Origin of the sequence: Sulfurivermis fontis (assembly GCF_004001245.1) — a bacterium.
In the GTDB taxonomy this organism is placed as follows: Bacteria; Pseudomonadota; Gammaproteobacteria; order Thiohalomonadales; family Thiohalomonadaceae; genus Sulfurivermis; species Sulfurivermis fontis.
Window position 1 is genome coordinate 2,882,096 of record NZ_AP018724.1, and the last position, 19,978, is coordinate 2,902,073.

The window sequence follows — 19,978 nt, forward strand, 5'->3', positions numbered from 1 at the left end:
ATGCCTCCAATGAGCTCATGCCCATGCCTTGCGTGCGTGACCCGTCGTGGTTGCTTCGAACACGGATTTGATCGTCGCATGAAGCGAAAGCAGCTGCTCTCCAAGTTTGTCCATATCGATTGGCATACGCCCTTCGGTGTAATGATCCGTGTCGATCACGCCATGTTCGCGAGGTTCTTTCATCTCGAACCGTGGATTTACCGCCAGACCGCTAGGTAGCATGTCTGGAGGGAAGCCGAGCGGTGCAGTCATTCTGTACACGCGGGCCACCAACGTCCCAGTTGGTAGGAGTGGGCGAGTTGCTGTAGTAAACACAGACTCGGTCATCGTGTGCCGGCGAGTTGCATTGAAGTCCACGCCATGCAGTCCACCGACCAGGTACTGTTCGACGGTTTCGCCAGCTTGTGGCAATACGGCATCCAGGTAGCGCAGTCCCAGTCGGCCAACGTGGTCGAGGGTTACGGTTTCATGCACTGCATTCAAACCGCGCAGCAGTTCCGGGATGAACTCATTGTGGGTTTCGTAATGAGTCGTGTGGAAGGTGATCGCCGAGGGCGAAAGGATGTAACCGGCCGTCCGGTCGCTCCTGGTCATGAGCCAGGAAACCGTCTGCTGGATCTGCGGCTCGACGCGCTGTGCCTGTCCAGGACCCGGGACCACCAAGTGAGTGATCTGCTGCGGCTCGAATAGTGGGTAGCCCTCGCGCCGCAGCCGATCCTGGATCTGGTCGACGTACTTGGCCATCGCGGCAACAGGATTGAAATGCGCCTGTGCCAGCGCATAGTAAACAGGCGCGTTCGACATTCGCTCGCTCACAGGCTGCTCCATTTCATTGGTTGACACTTCAGTTGTCAGTTTACACTGTGGTTGACGATGGCGCCAGGTGAGTTTGGTCTTCGGTGTTGGTCGCGAAAAGTATTTTTGGTTGACGCTGTGCTTGACAAGGCGATGCGATATTGCAAATATCGCAAACATGACAAAACAAGCCCAAGCTTTACCCGCCACGCTTCGCGCCATCCGCGCCAAGCTCGATCTCACCCAGGAGCAGCTCGCCGAGCGGCTCGGGGTCTCGTTCGCCACGGTCAACCGCTGGGAAGGTGGTGGCAGCAAGCCGCAACGCGCGGCGCAGGAGGCCATTCTGGCGCTCGCCCGCGAGGCCGGGGTGGAGAAGGCTGCTGAGGATGCCCCGGAGGCCGCCGTCCAGGTCTCGCGTCGTCGCAGTCGGCGAACCACCGCCGCGACGCCCACCACCAAGCCCATGGAGCAGATGCTCTGGGATGCGGCCTGCTCCATCCGGGGCGAGAAGGATGCGGCCAAGTTCAAGGACTACTTACTGCCGCTGCTCTTCCTGAAGCGGCTGTCCGACGTCTTTGACGACGAGATCGAGCGGCTGGCCGAGGAATACGGCGATCGGCCCACTGCGCTGGAGATCGCCGAGTCCGACCACTCGCTGCTGCGGTTCTATCTGCCGCCCGAAGCACGCTGGGCGGTGATCAGCGGGCGCGAGCAGTACGACTGGCCGCTCGACGACAAGAAGCGCAGCACCGCGCCGAAGGACATCGGCGAGCACCTGACCAAGGCCGTGCGCGCGGTGGTCAAGCAGAACCCCTCGCTCTCGGGCGTCATCGACGTGGTGGACTTCGCCGCCGAGCGCAACGGCGAGCGGGACATCAACCCGGCCAAGCTGCGCGGCGTGGTCGAGACCTTTTCCGACCCGCGCTACCGGCTGGGCTTGGCCGACGTGCAGCCCGATTTCCTCGGCCGCGCCTACGAGTATCTGCTGCGCAAGTTCGCCGAAGGCTCGGGGCAGAGCGCGGGCGAGTTCTTCACGCCGACCGAAGTGGGCTTCCTGATGGCGCACATCCTGCGCCCCAAGCCCGGCGAGACCTGCCACGACTACGCCTGCGGCTCGGCCGGGTTGCTCATCAAGCTGCAGCTCGTCGCCCGCGAACTCGATCCGACCAGCAAGGTACCGCTCAAGCTTTCCGGCCAGGAGCTGCAAGCCGAGAGCTACGCCGTGGCACAAATGAACGCGATCATCCACGACATGGAGGTGGAGCTCGCGCGCGGCGACACCATGATCAACCCCAAGTTCCGCAATGCGGACGGCTCCATCAGGCAGTACGACATCGTCGTCGCCAATCCGATGTGGAACCAGCCGTTCGCGCCGGACCTCTTCGCCAACGACCCCTTCGACCGCTTCCGCACCGCTGGCCGCATCACCAGCGGTAAAGGCGATTGGGCCTGGCTGCAGCACACGCTGGCCTGCATGAACGACCACGGCCGCGCCGCCGTGGTGCTCGACACCGGCGCGGTGACGCGCGGCTCCGGCTCCAGGAACGAGGACAAGGAACGCAACATCCGCAAGTGGTTCGTCGATCAGGACCTGATCGACGGCGTGATCCTGCTGCCGGAAAACCTCTTCTACAACACCACCGCCGCCGGCGTGATCGTGGTGCTGAACAAGCGCAAGCCCGCCGCGCGTAAGGGCCGGATCGTACTGCTCAACGCCAGCAGGCGATTCAAGAAAGGTCGGCCCAAGAACTACCTGCCGGAGGAGGACATCCGACCGCTGGCGGCGATGTACCTCAAGGGCGAGCTTGTCGAGGGCGAAGTGGCGGTCATCACCACCGAGCAGGCCATGGAGGCCGACTACAACCTGAGTCCGAGCAGGTGGGTAGACCAAGTGGGCGGCGCGGATCACGGCTCACTTGAAGACATGATTACAGAGCTGAAGAGGCTTTCCCAGGCGACAAACGATACAGATCGGCTGCTCTTTTCCATCCTGGAGCGCCTGAAATGAAGACAGTGAAGCTCGGTGAGGAAAATGTTGCCGAGGTGATTCTTGGCCAGTCTCCACCCTCGTCGGCGTACAACGGCACAGGTCATGGGTTGCCGTTTTTTCAGGGTAAGGCCGATTTTGGGCTCCTTCACCCTATACCCAGGGTGTGGTGCGATGCTGGCCAAAAGTTCGCGAAGGCAGGGGACGTGCTCATGTCCGTCCGTGCACCTGTCGGCGACGTCAATGTCGCACTGGGTGATTGCGTCATCGGTCGAGGCATTGCAGCGATTCGTGCCGGAATTAGAAGTGATCCGTGGTTCTTGTATTTCGCCTTGGCTTACTCCAAGCCGATACTCGAAAGCAGGGCAACCGGGTCCACTTTCGCCAGTGTAAACAAAGCGACCCTGGTCGATCTGGATATCCCGCTCCCCGAGATGCCTGAGCAGGTGGCCATTGGCTCAGTGCTTCGCCTGATTACTGAGAAAATCGAGCAAGAGAACCTCCTCATCACAACCGCCCAAGACATCAAGCGTGTCTCCATGCGGGATCTGTTCACGCGCGGACTCCGCGGCGAGCCGCAGAAGGAGACCGAGCTCGGCTTGGTGCCAGAGAGTTGGGACATCGTCACTCTTGGGACGCTCGGAAGAATCGGTAACGGTTCGACGCCGAAGAAATCGGTCCGCGACTATTGGGAGGGCGGTACCTTCCCGTGGCTGACAAGCGCAAAAGTCTACGATCGGGACATCGAAGCGGCTGACCAGTTCGTCACGAAGACCGCGCTAGACGAATGTCACCTCCCCATCGTGAAGCCCGGGGCCGTACTCGTAGCGATTACCGGTCAGGGCAAAACGCTGGGACATTGCGCCGTTCTGAGAATCGAAGCGACGATCAATCAGCACGTGGCCTACCTCCAAACCGACACCTCTAAGGCCGACTCCGGATTCATCCGTGGGTACCTCGAAACACAGTACGACTATCTACGGCAGGTGGCCGCCGGGGGCGGCAGTACGAAAGGTGCGCTGACCTGCTCATTCTTGCGTAGTCTGTCCCTTCCATTGCCAGAAATTAAGGAGCAACGCGAGATCGTTGCCGTCCTCGACGCTATCGATCGCAAGATCGACCTGCATCGCAAGAAGCGGGCGGTGCTGGAAGAACTGTTCAAGGCCCTGCTGCACAAGCTGATGACGGGCGAGATCCGGGTCGATGAGTTGGACCTGTCGGCGCTGGACCGCGTCGAGGCCGAATGCGAGGAGGCCGTGGCATGAGCACGCTCAAGATCAGCGAGGCCGGGAGCGTGCAGTTCCCCATGGTCAAGCACGCCGAGGAGATCGGCTGGGAACCGCTCACGCCCTTCGAGGCACTGACGCGGCGCGGCGACGAGTCCTCCAACCTGTTCCGTGGCGTGCTGGAGCGGAAGATCCTCGAATTCAACCCGTGGCTTTCGGCGGACGCGGCGCGCTCGATCGTCGAGACACTGGATGCCCTGCCGGCCACCATCGACGGCAACCGCGAGTTGCTGGCGTGGCTGCGCGGCGAGCGGCAGTGGTACGACGAGACCGAGAAACGCCATCGCCGCGTCCAGCTCATCGACTTCGAGCACGTCGAGACGAACGCCTTTCATGTCACCTGGGAGTGGAAGATCAAGCCGCCGGCACGCAAGGGCAACCGCGTGGACGTGATGTTCGTCATCAACGGCGTGCCGGTGTGCATCGTCGAGCACAAGAACCCCAAGGACGGCGACGCCATCGAGCGGGGGATCAAGCAACTGCGCCGCTACGAGTTGGAGACCCCGGAGCTGCTGGCCGCGCCGCAGCTTTTCAACGTGACCCATCTGCTCGATTACTGGTACGGCGTCACCTGGAACGTGAACCGGCGCGACATGGCGCGCTGGAAGCAGATGCCGGAGGAGAGCTACCGCTTCGCCGTGCAGTCGTTCTTCGAGCGCACCGACTTCCTGCGCACGCTGGAGCACTGGATCCTGTTCTACGTCCAGGACGGCGAGACGCGGAAATCCGTCCTGCGCCAGCATCAGCGGCGCGCCATCGATGCCATCCTCGACCGCTGCCTGGATGCTAGCAAGACCCGCGGGCTCATCTGGCACACCCAGGGTTCGGGAAAGACCTTTACGCTGCTGACGGCGGCGCGGCAAATCCTGGAGGATAAGACCCGCTTCTCCAATGCGAACGTCATCTTGGTCGTGGACCGGACCGAGCTGGAAGGCCAGCTCAAAGGCTGGGTCGAGCGCCTGCTGGGCGAGATGCAGCAGCAGGACATCGCGGTGAGAAGGGCCAACAACAAGGCCGAACTCCAGGCGCTGCTGGACGCCGACTTCCGAGGGCTGATCATCTCGATGATCCACAAGTTCGAGGCGATCCGGAAGGATAGCTGCACTCGGGACAACGTCTACGTCTTCATCGACGAAGCACACCGTTCGGTGGCCAAGGACCTGGGCACCTACTTGATGGCGGCCGTGCCGAAGGCCACCATCATCGGCTTCACCGGCACGCCGATCGCCCGCACCTCCCAGGGTGAGGGTACGTTCAAGATTTTCGGTGCCCAGGACGAACTGGGCTATCTCGACAAGTACTCGATCGCCGAGTCCATCGCCGACGAGACCACCCTCCCCATCAAGCACGTGATGGCACCCTCTACGATGACGGTGCCGGCGGATCGACTCGACAAGGAGTTCTTCGCGCTTGCCGGCAGCGAGGGCGTCACCGACGTCGAGGAGCTCAACAAGGTGCTGGACCGCGCGGTGGGGCTGCGTACCTTCCTGACGGCGGACGACCGCATCGAGAAGGTGGCCGCCTTCGTCGCGGAACACTTCAAGGAAAGCGTCCTGCCGCTGGGCTACAAGGCCTTCCTCGTCGCCGTCAACCGCGAGGCCTGCGCGAAATACAAGAGGGCGTTGGACAAACTGCTGCCGCCCGAGTGGTCGGTGCCGGTCTACACCGAGAACGCTGCCGACGCCATCGACCGGCCCCTGGTAGCAGAGCTCCAACTCTCCCCCGAGCGGGAAGAGGACGTCCGGCTGCTGTTCAAGAAGCCCGCCGAGGACCCCAAGATCCTCATCGTCACCGACAAGCTGCTCACCGGCTACGACGCGCCGCTGCTCTACTGTCTGTACCTCGACAAGCCGATGCGCGACCACGTGCTGCTGCAGTCGATCGCCCGAGTCAATCGCCCCTACGTCGATGCCAACGGGGTGCAGAAGCGGGTCGGCCTCGTGGTGGACTTCGTCGGCGTGCTGCGCGAGCTCAAGAAGGCCCTGCAGTTCGACTCCAGCGACGTGAGTGGGGTGATCGAGGACCTCGACGTCCTGCTCCATGACTTCCAACAGAAGATCGCCCAGGCCGAGACGGATTACCTCGACGCCGGCGAGGGCGGTAGCGCTGACGAGCGTCTGGAGCGGCTCGTCTATGGCCGCTTCCTCGCGCCCGAGGTCCGAAAGGCCTTCTTCGAGGCGTACAAGGAGATCGAGGCGCTGTGGGAAATCCTCTCCCCATCGCCCGAGTTGCGCGACCACATCGCGACCTACAAGCACTTGAGCCAGCTCTATGCGGCGGTTCGCAATGCCTATGCCGACAAGGTGGGCTTCGTGGCCGACCTCGCCTACAAAACCCGGCGCCTGATCGAAGGGAGCGCCACGCAGGAGGGGCTGGGACGGCTGACCAAGAGCGTCATCTTCGACGTCAAGACGCTGGAATCGCTGCGGGGTGAGAAGGGATCCGACGAAGGCAAGGTGTTCAACCTCGTGCGCGGCTTGCAACAGGAGATCGACGAGGACCCGGCGACCGCGCCGGTGCTGCAGCCGTTGAAGGACCGCGCCGAACGCATCCTGAAGGATCTCGAGGAGCGCAAGACCACCGGTCTCGCCGCCATGGACCTGCTGGCCCAACTCGCGGCCGAGAAGGAGGCGGCGCTCGAGAAGGCCCGTGAGAGTGGCTTGGCGGCACGAGCCTTTGCGATCTATTGGACGTTGCGCGGCGATGCGGCGTTGCAAGGGGCCGGCATCGAGGCCATGGAAATCGCCAGGGAGGCCGAGGCTCTGCTCAGCCGCTTCCCGAACGCTGCAGTCAATCCCGACGAACAACGTCGCTTCCGTGCCGCCCTCTACAAGCCGCTCCTCGCGCTCTCCCAGGACGAGCGCGCCCGCGTCGTCGACCTGGTGGTCAAGTTGCTGCTGACGGAGGGTGAATGATGAAGGCTGGTGGTGCAGCGCATCGCGACTCCCGAGCGAGAAGGAGTATAGGGCCCGGAAAAGGCTCGCTCTATCCGGCTCAGGAGCTCAAGCGCCGCGCCATGGCCTGGGCGGTGATGCTGCGTGTCAACCCGAAGGTGATCCGGGTGCAGGAGATGCGCAGGAAGTGGGGATCATGCTCCTCTGCGGGTACCGTCACCCTCGCATCCGATCTCGTCGAGCAGGAAGAGCGGTTCCAGGATTACGTCATCGTCCATGAACTGCTGCACCTCCGTTTCTCGACGCACGGCAGGATGTTCAAGGCGCTGATGAGCGCGCATGTGCCGGGGTGGCGTCGCTGGGAAGTGGCGCGACGCTGCAACGCCGACTGAAGGGGAACCGGCACGTGGATCCGAAACACCTCTTCGTGGATGAGCGCCTGAAAGGAAGCTGCGTCTACTGTGGTGGCCGACCCGATACCGTCGACCACGTGCCATCGCGCATCTTCCTCGACGATCCGCTACCTGAGAACCTTCCGGTCGTCGAAGCCTGCCGGGAGTGCAACGGCGGCTTTTCGTTGGACGAGGAATATCTGGCGTGCCTGCTGGAGTGCGTCATGGCCGGCACGACCGAGACCGATGGGCTTGCGAGAGAAAAGGTCAAACGGGCGCTATCGAGGAATCCTCGGCTCACTGCTCAATTGGATGCGTGTCGCTGGGATGATCTCTTCGGCCGCCCCTGGTGGCGGCCCGATGAAGCGCGGGTACGCAACGTCGTCTTGAAATTGGCGAAGGGGCATGCCGCCTATGAATTGAGCGAGTCCTGTCACGACGAGCCCGACGCTTATTCGGTTCGTGCAATTCCTGCGATGCTGGAGGCGGAGAGGCAGGAGTTCGAATGCATAGGGGGAGAAGCCCAGTGTTTATGGCCAGAGCTGGGAAGCCGCGCTTTCCTGCGTGCCTTGGGAAAATCCGTCCCTCCGGCCCAGGTCGGAGCGTGGCTGATCGTACAGCCAGGTCGTTATAGATATTCGGTCGACTGGCAGACCGGGGTCGATGTCCGCATGGTGATCGGTGAGTATCTCGCCTGTAGGGTCGTGTGGAACCGATAGGCAGGCACGCGTGGGAGGGGGCGTGGAAGAAACCAAGGTAGACAGGGTCGTCAGAGACTTGGTCGCGGACCATGATCGACTGGATGGTTTTCTATCCAAGGCCCATGTGGAGAGGTTGCTTGAGAAACGACAGCTGACCGTCGAGGAAGGCGCAGAGGTTTATCGACAGCTCGATGCGCTCGGCATCAGTGTCGAGGACGAATCCGAGAACCCGGATGAGACCGAAGGCCCGAACGTCGATGAGGTCGACTCTGACGACGCCGGCGTCGATGGTTCGTTTGAACGCCTCGACGTCAGGCTGCGCAGTCTGAGCTCCAGGCTTCTGACCGCCGAGGAAGAAGTCGAACTGGGGCGGCGGATGGAGCTCGGTCGCCGCGCCCTACGTGAGCTCGAAGAAGGCGTTCCCCGATCGGAGGAGCACGACAGGATCATCGAACGAGGTAGGAATGCGAAGGAGACGATGATCATGGCGAATCTCCGGCTCGTGCTCCACATCGCGAAGCCGTACGTCGGCCTTTCCGATCTCAGCCTGGATGATCTCTTCCAAGAGGGAGTGATGGGACTGATACGCGCAGTGGACAAGTATGACCATACGCTCGGGTACAAGTTTTCCACCTATGCGACATGGTGGATCAGGCAGTCGATCACGAGGTCTCTCGCCGATCGCGGAGCGACGATACGTCTTCCTGTACACGTGTATGACGACGTGCTCAGGCTGAAACGCGCACACAAACTCTTGGGCCAAGCACATCCAGAACGACGGACGAGCATGGCCGAGCTGGCCGACGAGCTCGCCTGGACGATCGACAAAGTCCATTTCATACAACAGATCGCTGCCTTCGTTCCTGCGTCGTTGGACGAGAGGATCAACGGGCATGACGATCTCACGCTGATGGACACGCTGGTTTCCGGGCTCCCGTCGCCGGAGGAGCATCTGGATCATGCCGATCTGGCGAGGTGCATCGACGGTGCCCTGAGTGGCCTGAAAGAGCGAGAGAGCAAAGTGTTACGCCTCCGATTCGGTTTGAGTGATTCCGGTCACGGGGCGACGCTGGAAGAAATTGGGCAGATGTTCGGTCTGACCCGCGAACGGATTCGCCAGATCGAAGCCAAAGCCCTCGGTCGTCTCAGGCATCCAAGTCGAGGAGATGTGCTTCGCGACTTTCTGGACTCGTGAGGAGTGCAGGGAGTGTGGCGAGGGCAGAGCTTCATAGAGGAGAACGAGAATGAACGCAGAAACGGCTCGAGAGAAATTCGTCGATTGGTTGGCAAGGCGCATGACCCTGGCCGGCAGGGGCGACTGCGACGACGTGTTGAAGGTCGAGCCGTCAGGGAAGTATTGGTTGGGAAGATTGCAATCCGCCGAGGCCGTGGCCGAAAGCGACTGGGGTGATCGGGGGGAACGGCTAGAACCCTGCGCATTCGGGATCAAGGTCAAACCCAGAGGGGCGGGACCCTGGCGCTTCCGTGTCGTCACGAGTTTTCGGGTTTGGCTGTGGGACAAGTCGGCGAAGATGTGGAAGAAGACCGGGCCCGTCCGCGTTGGATTCGCGATCGAAGTGCCGGCACGGATAGGGATGCATCGATATGGAGAGGAGGAGATCGCGAGTGCCCTGGCCAGCGTGACTGGGCGTGACGGACTCGCCGCGCGGATCGATGTCGAAGCCGACACCGGACAGTCCGGTGATCATGAGCTGAGCGTGTCTCTGGTCAATTGCTCCCCCAAGGAACATCCGGACTTCAAAGACACACGTTTATACCAGTGTGAGTTACGAGTCGAGGGCCTCGACACGCTCCCCTTCATGCTCGAAGCACTCGAGGATTCGTTCAGATACGACAGGTGTATCGAAGCGTATGGCATCAACTGCGGCGTACGTACAGAGTCTGGTGCCATCGTCACGGAAGATGCGGTCACGGTCGACCGCCATAGACCTCGGTACTGGAATGTCGACGATCCGATGCCAACCATGCGGTTCCTGGATTTGGCGGCCGATCCGATCGGGCCGGCGGAAGCTCTACTTTCGGCGCTGAGGAGTTGGGGAGGCGCCAACTGGGCTGCCGATGTTCTGGAACATCGGGCGGACGCAGAGAGATGGTCGACCGAGATGCAGCAACAAGCGACCAGAGCCGCCGAGGAATTCGAGCGAGAGTGTGAGCGACTCGCGAAAGGCATCGAGCTATTGAAGTCTGACGAAGCCTTGTTTCGCGCGTTCACCGGAATGAATCGCGCGATGTCATTCAGTGCCCGGGGCAAGTATGACTCCTGGCGTCCGTTCCAGTTGGGGTTCTTGCTCGCGAACCTTTCGTCGGTCGTGGACAAGGAGCATGAGCCGGATGTCGTCGACGTCGTCTGGTTCGCGACGGGCGGAGGCAAGACGGAGACGTACCTCGGCCTTCTGGTGACGGCTGCGTTGTACGACAGAATGACCGGTAAAGTTTCGGGAATCACTGCGTGGAGTCGTTTCCCTTTGAGGATGCTGTCCTTACAGCAGACCCAGCGTTTCGCCGACGCAATCGCCTCGGCAGAGATGGTACGCCGCGAGATGGGTTTGGCAGGAGATGGTTTCTCACTTGGATTCTTCGTTGGGCAGGGTGCGACCCCCAATCGCATCCTCGAGAACCCCAAGCCGGGCGAGCCGGATCCCGACGACGACCAGATGCCGCGCCGATACCAGGTACTGGAGTACTGCCCTTTCTGTCATGAGCGTTCGATAACGATGGACTTCGACAGGCGCTCGTGGAGACTCGAACACCGATGCGGAAACACGGACTGTGTAGCGAATGGTGACGCCCTGCCGGTATACGTAGTCGACGAGGAGATCTACAGATTTCTGCCTACGGTGGTCGTCGGCACCCTCGACAAGGCGGCCTCGATCTCCCTTCAGGCGTCCATGCGCGGCATGGTCGGCGCGCCTCTGGGAATGTGCTCCAAAGAAGGACATGGATACACCTATGCCCCGAGGAGTTCACGTCCTTCGGGATGTCTCGTACCCGGTTGTCGGGGGACTCGTCAGGCGCTGCCCATGGAGGAGGATAAGTATGGACCGTCCTTCCGACTCCAAGACGAACTTCACCTCCTGCGGGACAGTCTCGGGGCTGTCGACTCACACTACGAGGCTTTGTACGACGCGCTGCAGGACGAACTCTGCGGCAGGAAACCAAAGGTACTTGCATCCTCCGCGACCCTTACGGGTTACGAAAAGCAGGTAGACGTTTTGTATCGGCGAGCGGCGCGTGTTTTCCCCGTTCCGCCACCGCGAGTCGGCGGAGGCTTCTGGACTGCGGATTCGGAAAGTTTGATGCGCCGGTTCGTGGCGATAGCGCCGCGGGGTGTGACCATTGAGTACACGATCGATCGATTGCTGACCGAGTTGCAGATCGCTGTGCGGGATCTGGCGCTAGATCCCGTATCCACGTGTGCCGATATCGGGATCGATCCGCAGTTCTCGGCGGAGTTGCTCTCTCTGTATGGAACGAACGTCGTCTATGGGAATACGTTACGTGATCTCGAGGCAGTGATGCGCTCGATGGAAACGCAGGTGCTCGTTCCTGGTGCGATCAATACTGCATCACTCACGGGCAAGACCGACTTCTCGGAAGTGCGCGAGATACTCGAAAGATTACAAAGCCCCGAGGACTCGTTCGAAGAGCGGCTGCACATCGTATCAGCATCCTCGATGATGTCCCACGGCGTGGATGTCGATAGGTTGAACGTGATGGTGATGCTCGGTATCCCGCTGTCGGCTGCCGAATTCATCCAGGCCACAGCCCGGGTGGGACGCCGCTTCCCGGGCCTCGTGTTCGTCGTCCACAAAATCGGACGGGAACGTGACGCAGGGGTCTTTCGCTCCTTCAGACAATTCGTCGAGCAAGGGGATCGATTCGTCGAACCCATACCGGTTACGAGGCGCAGCCGCCGAGTCTTGGACCGAACCGTTGCCGGCCTGGAGCTGGCTCGCTTGCTGGTAATCCATGAGGGGTCATCGGGAACCGCTCTGACGACTTTGCGCACTTTCAAGGACTATGTGTCGTCCGGGAAATTCGATGTCGACGTGGAACTCGATGCACTGGTCGAAGCGCTTGGTTTGCAGAGCGAGCTCGACGAGCCGTTAAGAAAGGACCTGCGAGTATGGTTCGACGAGTTGCGCCACAACATCCTCGTGCCACCCAATGACGCGCGTTTCCCTTCAGATCTGTCGCCATCTGGTCCACCCATGCTGTCGCTGCGGGACGTCGAGAAGCAGGTCCCGGTCATCGGGACCAGGGTCTGAAGGAGGAGAAAAGTGAAAGAATCTAGAAGCGCTTCCCAGATCCTCTTCGGATTCCTTCCGGAACAGACCGTCGACCTGCGCGGCGGAGTGTGGAAAGTCAAGGACTGGCGGCATCCCAAGGTTCGCGGCGAGATCGATTCGGCATCGCTTCGGCGGGAAATCATCCGGCAGGCGACGCCGTGGAATGCAGTGGGAATGGACGCCGGTTTCGTCGCCCATTTGCATGCGGGCGCACCCATCACAGTGTTGACGCTCGACGAGAACAACGGCGTCGAAGTGGAGCCGTTTCCGAAATCGTGGATATGCAAATCCTGTAAGAGGGTACACGATACGCCGGATGCGACGTGTCCTTGCGGGGCAAAAGGTCAGAAGGGGCAGCTGTTCTTCGTAGGCTATCACGACAAGTGTGGAACACTCCGAGCACCGTGGATCCCCAAGTGTCCCGAGCACAGGCAGGTGCGCATCGTGTTTCCTGGGACTTCCTCCGCGACCGAAATCCGATTCGAGTGTCCGGTATGCGATCGAGAACTCCGGAAAGGGTTCGGACACGTCCCGTGCGATTGTGGTCAGGGCAATCTCGCCTTTCAGCCACATCGTGCGTCTTCTGTCTACACGCCCCGCAACGTCGTGATCGTCAATCCGCCTTCGCGGGAGCGCATACGGGCGATCGCCGAAGCGGGTGGGCCACCCAAGGCGTTGAGCTGGGTCGTGGATGGCATGAAGACCAAGACGGTCGAAGAAGTCCCAGCCAGTCGTGAAATCCTGAGGCGGCAACTGGAGGCGCAGGGACTGCCCCCGGAGATCATCGACAAGATGCTCGACATCGCCGGGACGGCATCTGGAGCGCTGCAGAGTGAAGACATCGTGCTGCCATCGGGTCAACGAGAGGATGCAGAGGCCCAAGCAGTGACCATCGCCCTAGCGACAATGGAGTCCAGGATCAGAATCGACGATTTGGTGACGGCGACCGATCCTTCCAGCGAGCTCGGTCTACTCTACCGCGTGCGATATGCGCATGCGCTGCGTTCGGCGGGATTGTGCGCAGTCGACCTGATCGAGCGTTTCCCCGTGCTCACGGGGCACTTCGGCTATACGCGAGGTGACCACGAGCCTGGCAAGGGGCGGCTCGTCCCATACAAGGGGCGCCATGGACAAGGTTACAAGGTGTACGCGGACATCGCCGAGACGGAGGCCCTTTTCGTCAGGTTGGATCCGATGAGGGTCGCGAAATGGTTGGTCGATGCAGGTCATCCACTCGCCGAGTGGCACGACGAACGAACGGCTCGATCGGCCATATTGGAGGCGGCACGCCTGCCTTCGTCGACGGACGAGAAGGACGGGGCCGTCGGCGCTGCACTACTCGAGCTGGTCCATTCCTATGCGCATCGTTTCCTGAGGATATCCGCCGTTCACGCGGGCATCGACAGAAATGCCCTTTCAGAGCTACTGGTTCCCCTGCATCTGGGGTTCTTCATCTATGCCGCCGCACGGGGCGACTTCGTGTTGGGAGGACTCCAGGCCGTGTTCGAGACCGAACTGCACCGTCTGCTCGACGCCATCGTGTATGACGAGCATCGTTGCGCACTGGATCCGGGTTGCTCCGACGCCGGGGCGGCTTGCATGGCTTGCCTTCATGTCGGAGAGCCATCCTGCCGCTATTTCAATCGGTACTTGAGCCGTCTGACGCTCTTCGGACAACATGGGTATCTGCGAAGCCCATGAGTCTCGGTTCATGGGCCCCAGACAATGGCGTCTTTGATCTTTCGGCTGGCAACGACATAGAGACCCACCTTCGCCCGACTCAACCCGACATAAGCAACGGCGCGGAGGTCTTCGATCGTCGCGGTATCCGATAAAGCAAGGACGACCACGTCACGTTCAAGCCCCTTGAAACGGTAAACGGTTTCGACGGGGATACCATGACCGTCCAGTGTGGTGAATAGATGCCCAGCCACGCCGGTCGATCTCAGTTCGGAGACCACCGATGTGGAATCCGTCAGGACGATCAGCTGGGTTGGCTCGATCTTGTCTTCGAGGACTATGCTCTCGACCAGGCCGACGACGTAGGGTGCGAGCTGCTCTCGACGGTCCACCTCCACGAACCTCGGCTCCGGTCCATCGACAAACTTGCCATCGAGGCGATCGTCGAAAATGCTGGCTACCCTTCGAGCTATCGGACCCGTGTTCCGGCAATTCACGGTCAACTCGAGTTCGACCAGTCCTTCGGGTATCGACCATCCTCGACGATACAAATCTTGGTGAGAGTCGGCGAATAGGTATAGAAGACCATCGTCGGCAACGAGAGATTGTGTCACTGAAAGCCATTCCATGGCGAAATCCTGAGCCTCATCGACCAGTACTGCATCGTACTGCGTGCCGTTGCGAGCGGTAGCCTCGCCCAGAATGCGAGGGGCTTCGATTTCGTACCACTCGCTCGTCGGGTCGAAGGGGGTCTTCGATTTGGCGCGTCGTGCCTCACGAAGTACGAGGCTGTGAAAGGTCTCGACGTCGACCGATGAGCCATGCAGTGTCGACGCGAGATGCTGTCGCAGTGGTGCGTTGTAGCAGAGCAGCAGTACGCGAAAACCAGATGAAGCGAGCTGACGCGACTTCTCTACGGCCAGCACCGTCTTCCCCGTCCCGGCGCCCCCGAGGATCATGGCGCGCTTGACGCGTCTGATCGCTTGCAGCACCACCATCTGTTCGCTCGTCAAATCGAGCAACGCTTGCCCGGCGTCTCCAACGTCGTCTCGCAGGAGGCGTCTTACTCGAATGGTAGGTGCCAAATGGTCAACGATCCGCTGGACGTCACTCTTGGACAAGGCTCGATTCTGTCCCCAATGGCGGAATATCCGTTCTATCGCCTCCATTGGCCGAGCCAGATCGACACGGTCGACGACGATTTCTCTGGGTGCATTGAGCCCGAGAAGCTGAGTGACTTCTATGTCCGGGAACACGACGGCATGCACGATCGGATACCGTGTTAGGGTGGGATCGACCGCCTTGAAGAAGTTGAGCAATGCGTATTTGGAGTCTTTCGCCTGATCGAACGGGTTTTTGATGGGACGGCGGATTCCATCGCCCCCAGTCGAAAACCAAGTGCCGTCAATGGCTTCGATCCCGCCGCCCTTCACCTCCAAAACGAGGACGCCGAGGTCGGGAGCCAGCACGACGAAATCGGCTTCGCCGTCGCCCTGCTTGCCCCCACGACGTGATTGCCAGGCAACCGAATGGAAAACAACGAGATCATCAGCGGTGGACAAGCGCTCGCGCACCTTGATCTCCGATCGCGGGCTGCTCGGTGATGCTTCACGGGGGTAGAAGGTCGTCATTGGCTCGATTTGTCCGGTTTCCGTGGCGGCCGACGGAGCCCCCGATTGGTGGTGATCGCCGGCTGCCTCGTGTGCTTGCGCATCTCGACGATCTTGGAAACATGACGCGCTGCGTCGGCGGGTGATTCATGCGCCCAAATCCTCACCACTTCCCAGCCGAGCTCACTAAGGCGTCGATCGGTGTCGGCATCACGGGCGCGATTGGCCTCGATCTTCGCTCGCCAGAATTCGGCGTTTTCCTTGGGCCAAGTGGCGTGTAGTGGGCAGCCATGCCAGAAGCACCCATCGACGAACACTGCGACGCGCGGACCCAGGAAAGCAATATCCGCGACCCGCCGCGGTTTCGAAAGTAGTGGTACTTGCAGGCGATATCGTAGACCCAATGCGTACAGGGCCTTGCGAAGTTCTATCTCGATGTCGGTGCCGCGCTGGCGCACACGCGCCATACGACGACTTGCCTCAGGCGACGAGGGGGTTGCGCGCGACACCACGTTTCCCCTTTGTGCCCGTCATCAATGGTTGAATGGCGAGATGCTGGAGGATGCTACGACCAATGATCTTTCCAAGTGTCACCGGCACGGCATTGCCGATCATGCGCCCCAAGGCCTTGAACTGGATCGGTGCACCATCCGGGACGAAGGAGTAATCCTCCGGAAAGCCCTGCAAGATGGCACCTTCACGCAGTGAGATCGCGCGGTCCTGCTCGGGGTGACCAAAGCGACCATTGCCGAAGCCGTAATACTGCGTGGTGAGTGTTGGAGCAGGCTCGTCCCAGACCATGCGCCCGTAAACACCGGGATAGGTGCGCCCCGTATCACGCTGGTGGCACTCCGCAATCAGACTTTTGGGCCAGTCTCGCCATGTTCCACCAGGGCGCGATGCCCGGATCCGCTCGAGGTTGAGTTTCGACAGTTTGGAAGCCGCGTGCAGCGGATCACGCGGCAGAGAGTCGCCTGCGGCGATCGCTGGGAGCTTGCCAATCGTTTCACGTACCGTCACTGGGCGATTGTGAGTGGACTCGATGAGTTCGATGGGGCCGAGTCGCGATGCGAGTAGCACCATTCGACGTCGACGTTGAGGCAAACCATAGCCAGAGCAGTCCACGACATCGTGCCAAACTTTGTAGCCGAGCTTTTCCAAAGTGGCTACGAAATCACCATACACCTCGTGTTTCTCTACCGTCGGTACGTTTTCCATGGTGACGATGTCCGGGCGCACACCTTTGACCAATCGTGCGAACTCATACAACAACGCCCAGCGCGGGCTACCCACGGTGTCGTAGCGTTGTGCATAAGTCGAGAACGGCTGACAGGGCGCGCATCCGGCGAGGATGCGGATGTCCGCGTCCCCGAAGAGATTCTTGAGAACCACTGGTTTCGTTCTCGAGACGTCTTCCTCGATGAACCGAGCGCCGTTGTTGGTTTCGAATGGATGGCGGCACGCAGGATCGACATCGATGCCAGCGACCACAGGAATCCCTTCTGAAGTCAGACCGTGAGTGAGCCCACCCGCACCACAAAACAAATCAATGCAGGCCAAGGTCGTCATTCATGATCTCCCTTGGTCGGCCAGAACGAGCTTGGCACCGTGACGCTCCTCTCCATCATCGGCTCGACGCATCGTCGGGTTCTTCCGACGCCTTGCCGGATCGCACCCATTCGTCGACTTCATCGGCCTTGAACTTCCAGAACCTCCCTACTTTGTGGGCCGGCATGTCCTTTTTCCCGATCCACGCATAGACCGTGTCCCTGCTGACCCCAAGGTATTCGGTGATTTCCTCGACGGACAACCATCGGTCGGACATGGTGGTTCCCACAGCATAGACACCCATGATCGGTGATTCTGCCATAGCTTCAGCGGGATTAAAACCGGTTTCATGCCGAACTGTCCTGATTAGGCTGGGTCGAGTCGGAGGTCGTAGGTCTATATGAGAGTAGAAGCGTGGTCTCGGCACTCCGCCTTACTACCAACCCGGGCAGCACCTTCCCGCTGCCATACACCCACCGGCGCAGCTCCTTGGCTGCGCTCGACCAATCGCGCTGATTCACCCTGCGCCGCAGTGTCGAGGTCTGCAACCGCCCTGCGCCGAGGTTGAACGTAAAGTCCACGATTGCCGCGAGCCGGCCCTCCGGCTCGGTGGCTAGCACCGGACAGCAGCGCAGCGTGGCGTCGAGCGCGGATCGCAAATCGCCTGTCAGATAGACCTCGCCCTCTTCTTCGGTGATCGGCGGATGGTCCGGCCTGCAGAGGTGCCCGTAGCCGATCGTCCAATACCCTGCCGGGCAGATGTAAGGGTGCGCGCGGCGCTGCGGATCGTGCTTGGGAACACGATGGAATCCCTCGAAGCGTTTGGCCAGATCGATGGCGGCCTGGGGCACACGAATCAGAGGTGCGTCCATCGCTCGCGCCTCTTGATCATGCCGATGGCGATACACCGAACCGTCTGGCAAGGTCGCGGTAGGGCCTATCGTCGGCGCGGATGTCCTCGACGCACTGTCGGTTCAACCGTGCGGCACCGTTTCGTTCGCCTGTGAGTCGCGCTGAGCGCCCCTTGGCGACCATGTCGGCCGCGTTGTCGCGAGCAGTTCCGATAAACAGGTGCCCCGGTCGAACGCAGCTTGGGTTGTCGCATCGATGACAAACCTGTATGCCATCCGGAATCGGCCCGTGCGCCAACTCGTAGGCCAGCCGATGCGCACGAAGTTGTACGCCATCCTTGCGCTTGATGAGCCCATAGCCTTGTGGATGTCTGGCACCCGTCCAAACCCAGCAACCGCTGTCGGGCGCGAAGTCAAACTTGGTCAGGAAACGCCAACGCAACGACGTCTCGGGACTGCCGGTACGCGCCATTACAGCCCTCCGCGAGCCTTTTCCAGAGTCCTGTTCAGAAACCAGTAGTTCAGGATGAACTGCAAGCAAAGCCTGATCAGCTTCGGTCCAAGCTGCCAGTAGTGCCGGCCCGAAACCCGACCCCGCCAGTGCCGAGCCGACGAAGGTCGAAAGCTTCACCCCGGCATACATCAGCACAAAGAGGTAGGTGACGACGGGCCTCACTGTCGTGGACAAGGCATCCGCCCACTTCACACCCGAAGGCCGCCCCTGCGCTGCAACCGACTCGCGTAACGCTTCAATCGCCCCGGTATTCCACGCAGCATCCGCTGCCGCACCGATCTCGGCCATCCGCTGTGCACCGCGCAGTTTCTCGAACTCCAGCGCCTTGTCCTGCATCGCGAGCTCGTGGCCACGCTCGCCCTTGCGGTCGAGCCACTTGAGTATTTCCGGGGCGAGACGGAAGGCACCGCCCAGCAGCCCACCGAGCAGCGTCTCGATCATTGCCCACCTCCGAACAGCTTGAGTTTCAGGAACGCGCCGGCCAGCAGCGCCATTACCAAGCCCGTGACCAGCATCTTCACGATGGTGAGTCCGGCGGTTTTCTTGGCCTCATTGAAGGCATCGAGGAGACTCCTCAGCTCACGAATGTCGTGCGCTGCCTCCGGCCCGTCGAGGCCCACATCGGCGAGCGCATGACGCGCACCGCGCTCGGCGGCACGCTCCAACAGTTCCTCGAATTCATCGCGCGGCATGACGACCATGCCGTCGTGCAGGGTGGGCGTGTTCATTATTCGTCCTCCAGAAATGCGAAACCCACCTCGTGGGTGGGCTCGCGGGTGTGAAATCGGTTTTGTGTGGGCGCTACGGCTTTTTGCTACGTCCCTTGGCCTGCTGGTTTCCGGCCCTTCTGCTGGCCACAGCAGCAGCGCCGCCCACCAGCCGGCGCATGGCCAGCGCTCGCTACTTCGGATGTACGTCGCCACGCTCGATGGTGTCCTGCGCCTCGGCCAGTGCCAGCAGGGTGTCCTTGTCCGCCCCATCGGGCAGGGCGTCGATGGCGGGTCGCACCCGCTCCAGAAATGTCGTCGCTTGCTGCATTTCGATTCCTTCAATCGTCGTCAGACGGGAAACACCTGCCTGGCCACCGGTGCCTTGGTGGCGATGCCGTTCTTGATCTGCACCCGCTCGCCAATGGCCACCGCATCGAGCGTCCGGGCAGTGACCGCACCCCGTTCGGCCAAGCTTTGGTTCCGCAACGCCCCCGAGGGCGAGATGCTGCGCGAGATGAAGCACACCTCGGACAAGTTCGAGCGCGTGCTGTCCCTTTTGATCGTGCCGAAGTTTGATTTACTCTGGACACCCGATGGGGACGATCACGATTGCGACACTTTCGATCGGTTCATCGAACGTAGGCAATTGCCCGTCCGCTAGGCGTCGAAAAAAAGAAGCGTCGCGCTTTTACACCTACGC

At 61.0% G+C, this 19,978-nt stretch carries 18 protein-coding genes and 1 pseudogene; 9 read left to right on the forward strand and 10 right to left on the reverse strand.

Annotated elements, in window-relative coordinates:
- Nucleotides 1-15: 15 nt before the first annotated feature.
- Nucleotides 16-975: a TIGR04255 family protein gene (locus EP379_RS14410; RefSeq protein WP_232023925.1), complete on the reverse strand. Its 960-nt coding sequence runs from the start codon at nucleotides 973-975 to the stop codon at nucleotides 16-18.
- Between EP379_RS14410 and EP379_RS14415 the strand changes: the two genes are divergently transcribed.
- The 8 genes from EP379_RS14415 to EP379_RS14450 are packed head-to-tail and all read left to right on the forward strand — an operon-like array spanning nucleotide 974 to nucleotide 14,066.
- Entirely contained in the window at nucleotides 974-2,803 is a 1,830-nt protein-coding gene (locus tag EP379_RS14415; protein ID WP_127478467.1) for an N-6 DNA methylase, read from the forward strand. The two genes, EP379_RS14410 and EP379_RS14415, sit on opposite strands and share 2 nt — an antisense overlap.
- Nucleotides 2,800-4,047: a restriction endonuclease subunit S gene (locus EP379_RS14420; protein ID WP_127478468.1), complete on the forward strand. Its 1,248-nt coding sequence runs from the start codon at nucleotides 2,800-2,802 to the stop codon at nucleotides 4,045-4,047. The genes EP379_RS14415 and EP379_RS14420 overlap by 4 nt, the downstream gene beginning before the upstream one ends.
- On the forward strand, nucleotides 4,044-6,983 hold the full coding sequence (locus EP379_RS14425; protein WP_127478469.1) for a type I restriction endonuclease subunit R: 2,940 nt from the start codon (nucleotides 4,044-4,046) through the stop codon (nucleotides 6,981-6,983). The genes EP379_RS14420 and EP379_RS14425 overlap by 4 nt, the downstream gene beginning before the upstream one ends.
- Nucleotides 6,983-7,354, forward strand: a complete 372-nt coding sequence (locus EP379_RS14430) for a M48 metallopeptidase family protein (RefSeq protein ID WP_420824462.1) — start codon at nucleotides 6,983-6,985, stop codon at nucleotides 7,352-7,354. Before EP379_RS14425 ends, EP379_RS14430 begins: the two co-directional genes overlap by 1 nt.
- 14 nt (nucleotides 7,355-7,368) lie before the next feature.
- Nucleotides 7,369-8,073: a hypothetical protein gene (locus tag EP379_RS14435; RefSeq protein WP_127478470.1), complete on the forward strand. Its 705-nt coding sequence runs from the start codon at nucleotides 7,369-7,371 to the stop codon at nucleotides 8,071-8,073.
- Nucleotides 8,074-8,095: 22 nt separating this feature from the next.
- Nucleotides 8,096-9,250 (forward strand): sigma-70 family RNA polymerase sigma factor, encoded by a 1,155-nt coding sequence (locus EP379_RS14440; RefSeq protein ID WP_172600505.1) that lies wholly within the window; start codon nucleotides 8,096-8,098, stop codon nucleotides 9,248-9,250.
- A gap of 49 nt (nucleotides 9,251-9,299) precedes the next feature.
- A complete protein-coding gene (locus tag EP379_RS14445) occupies nucleotides 9,300-12,344 on the forward strand; it encodes a helicase-related protein (protein WP_127478472.1) in 3,045 nt (1,014 codons plus the stop codon).
- A 12-nt stretch (nucleotides 12,345-12,356) separates the two neighbouring features.
- Nucleotides 12,357-14,066: a hypothetical protein gene (locus EP379_RS14450; RefSeq protein WP_127478473.1), complete on the forward strand. Its 1,710-nt coding sequence runs from the start codon at nucleotides 12,357-12,359 to the stop codon at nucleotides 14,064-14,066.
- A gap of 8 nt (nucleotides 14,067-14,074) precedes the next feature.
- On the opposite strand, the gene EP379_RS14455 is transcribed toward EP379_RS14450, so the two are convergent.
- The 9 genes and pseudogenes from EP379_RS14455 to EP379_RS16430 form a co-directional block, all read right to left on the reverse strand.
- Complete coding sequence (locus EP379_RS14455) at nucleotides 14,075-15,676, reverse strand: nuclease-related domain-containing DEAD/DEAH box helicase (protein WP_127478474.1); 1,602 nt, start codon at nucleotides 15,674-15,676, stop codon at nucleotides 14,075-14,077.
- A complete protein-coding gene (locus EP379_RS14460) occupies nucleotides 15,673-16,122 on the reverse strand; it encodes a very short patch repair endonuclease (protein ID WP_127478475.1) in 450 nt (149 codons plus the stop codon). Before EP379_RS14460 ends, EP379_RS14455 begins: the two co-directional genes overlap by 4 nt.
- Nucleotides 16,123-16,135: 13 nt before the next feature.
- Entirely contained in the window at nucleotides 16,136-17,224 is a 1,089-nt protein-coding gene (locus EP379_RS14465; RefSeq protein ID WP_127478476.1) for a DNA cytosine methyltransferase, read from the reverse strand.
- A gap of 55 nt (nucleotides 17,225-17,279) precedes the next feature.
- Nucleotides 17,280-17,480: a methylation-associated defense system helix-turn-helix domain-containing protein MAD1 gene (gene mads1, locus EP379_RS14470; protein WP_127478477.1), complete on the reverse strand. Its 201-nt coding sequence runs from the start codon at nucleotides 17,478-17,480 to the stop codon at nucleotides 17,280-17,282.
- 70 nt (nucleotides 17,481-17,550) lie between these two features.
- Complete coding sequence (locus EP379_RS14475) at nucleotides 17,551-18,063, reverse strand: lysozyme (protein ID WP_127478943.1); 513 nt, start codon at nucleotides 18,061-18,063, stop codon at nucleotides 17,551-17,553.
- Between the two features lie 28 nt (nucleotides 18,064-18,091).
- Nucleotides 18,092-18,526 (reverse strand): HNH endonuclease signature motif containing protein, encoded by a 435-nt coding sequence (locus tag EP379_RS17060; protein ID WP_127478478.1) that lies wholly within the window; start codon nucleotides 18,524-18,526, stop codon nucleotides 18,092-18,094.
- Nucleotides 18,526-19,009: pseudogene (locus EP379_RS17065) on the reverse strand (hypothetical protein). Before EP379_RS17065 ends, EP379_RS17060 begins: the two are co-directional and overlap by 1 nt.
- Nucleotides 19,006-19,296, reverse strand: a complete 291-nt coding sequence (locus tag EP379_RS14490; protein ID WP_127478479.1) for a DUF6127 family protein — start codon at nucleotides 19,294-19,296, stop codon at nucleotides 19,006-19,008. Before EP379_RS14490 ends, EP379_RS17065 begins: the two are co-directional and overlap by 4 nt.
- Before the next feature lie 172 nt (nucleotides 19,297-19,468).
- On the reverse strand, nucleotides 19,469-19,606 hold the full coding sequence (locus EP379_RS16430) for a hypothetical protein (protein WP_172600506.1): 138 nt from the start codon (nucleotides 19,604-19,606) through the stop codon (nucleotides 19,469-19,471).
- Between EP379_RS16430 and EP379_RS14495 the strand changes: the two genes are divergently transcribed.
- A complete protein-coding gene (locus EP379_RS14495; RefSeq protein ID WP_127478480.1) occupies nucleotides 19,598-19,939 on the forward strand; it encodes a hypothetical protein in 342 nt (113 codons plus the stop codon). The genes EP379_RS16430 and EP379_RS14495 overlap by 9 nt on opposite strands.
- The last annotated feature ends 39 nt before the right edge of the window (nucleotides 19,940-19,978 follow it).

Excerpts from the sequence above, each read along its gene's own strand:
- EP379_RS14460 (WP_127478475.1), bottom strand. The coding sequence starts at position 16,122 with ATGGCGCGTGTGCGCCAGCGCGGCACCGACATCGAGATAGAACTTCGC.
- EP379_RS14415 (WP_127478467.1), top strand. The coding sequence starts at position 974 with ATGACAAAACAAGCCCAAGCTTTACCCGCCACGCTTCGCGCCATCCGC.
- EP379_RS14420 (WP_127478468.1), top strand. The coding sequence starts at position 2,800 with ATGAAGACAGTGAAGCTCGGTGAGGAAAATGTTGCCGAGGTGATTCTT.
- EP379_RS14410 (WP_232023925.1), bottom strand. The coding sequence starts at position 975 with ATGTTTGCGATATTTGCAATATCGCATCGCCTTGTCAAGCACAGCGTC.
- EP379_RS14425 (WP_127478469.1), top strand. The coding sequence starts at position 4,044 with ATGAGCACGCTCAAGATCAGCGAGGCCGGGAGCGTGCAGTTCCCCATG.
- EP379_RS14455 (WP_127478474.1), bottom strand. The coding sequence starts at position 15,676 with ATGACGACCTTCTACCCCCGTGAAGCATCACCGAGCAGCCCGCGATCG.
- EP379_RS14430 (WP_420824462.1), top strand. The coding sequence starts at position 6,983 with ATGAAGGCTGGTGGTGCAGCGCATCGCGACTCCCGAGCGAGAAGGAGT.
- EP379_RS14465 (WP_127478476.1), bottom strand. The coding sequence starts at position 17,224 with ATGACGACCTTGGCCTGCATTGATTTGTTTTGTGGTGCGGGTGGGCTC.
- EP379_RS17060 (WP_127478478.1), bottom strand. The coding sequence starts at position 18,526 with ATGGCGCGTACCGGCAGTCCCGAGACGTCGTTGCGTTGGCGTTTCCTG.
- EP379_RS16430 (WP_172600506.1), bottom strand. The coding sequence starts at position 19,606 with ATGCAGCAAGCGACGACATTTCTGGAGCGGGTGCGACCCGCCATCGAC.
- EP379_RS14490 (WP_127478479.1), bottom strand. The coding sequence starts at position 19,296 with ATGAACACGCCCACCCTGCACGACGGCATGGTCGTCATGCCGCGCGAT.
- mads1 (WP_127478477.1), bottom strand. The coding sequence starts at position 17,480 with ATGTCCGACCGATGGTTGTCCGTCGAGGAAATCACCGAATACCTTGGG.
- EP379_RS14445 (WP_127478472.1), top strand. The coding sequence starts at position 9,300 with ATGAACGCAGAAACGGCTCGAGAGAAATTCGTCGATTGGTTGGCAAGG.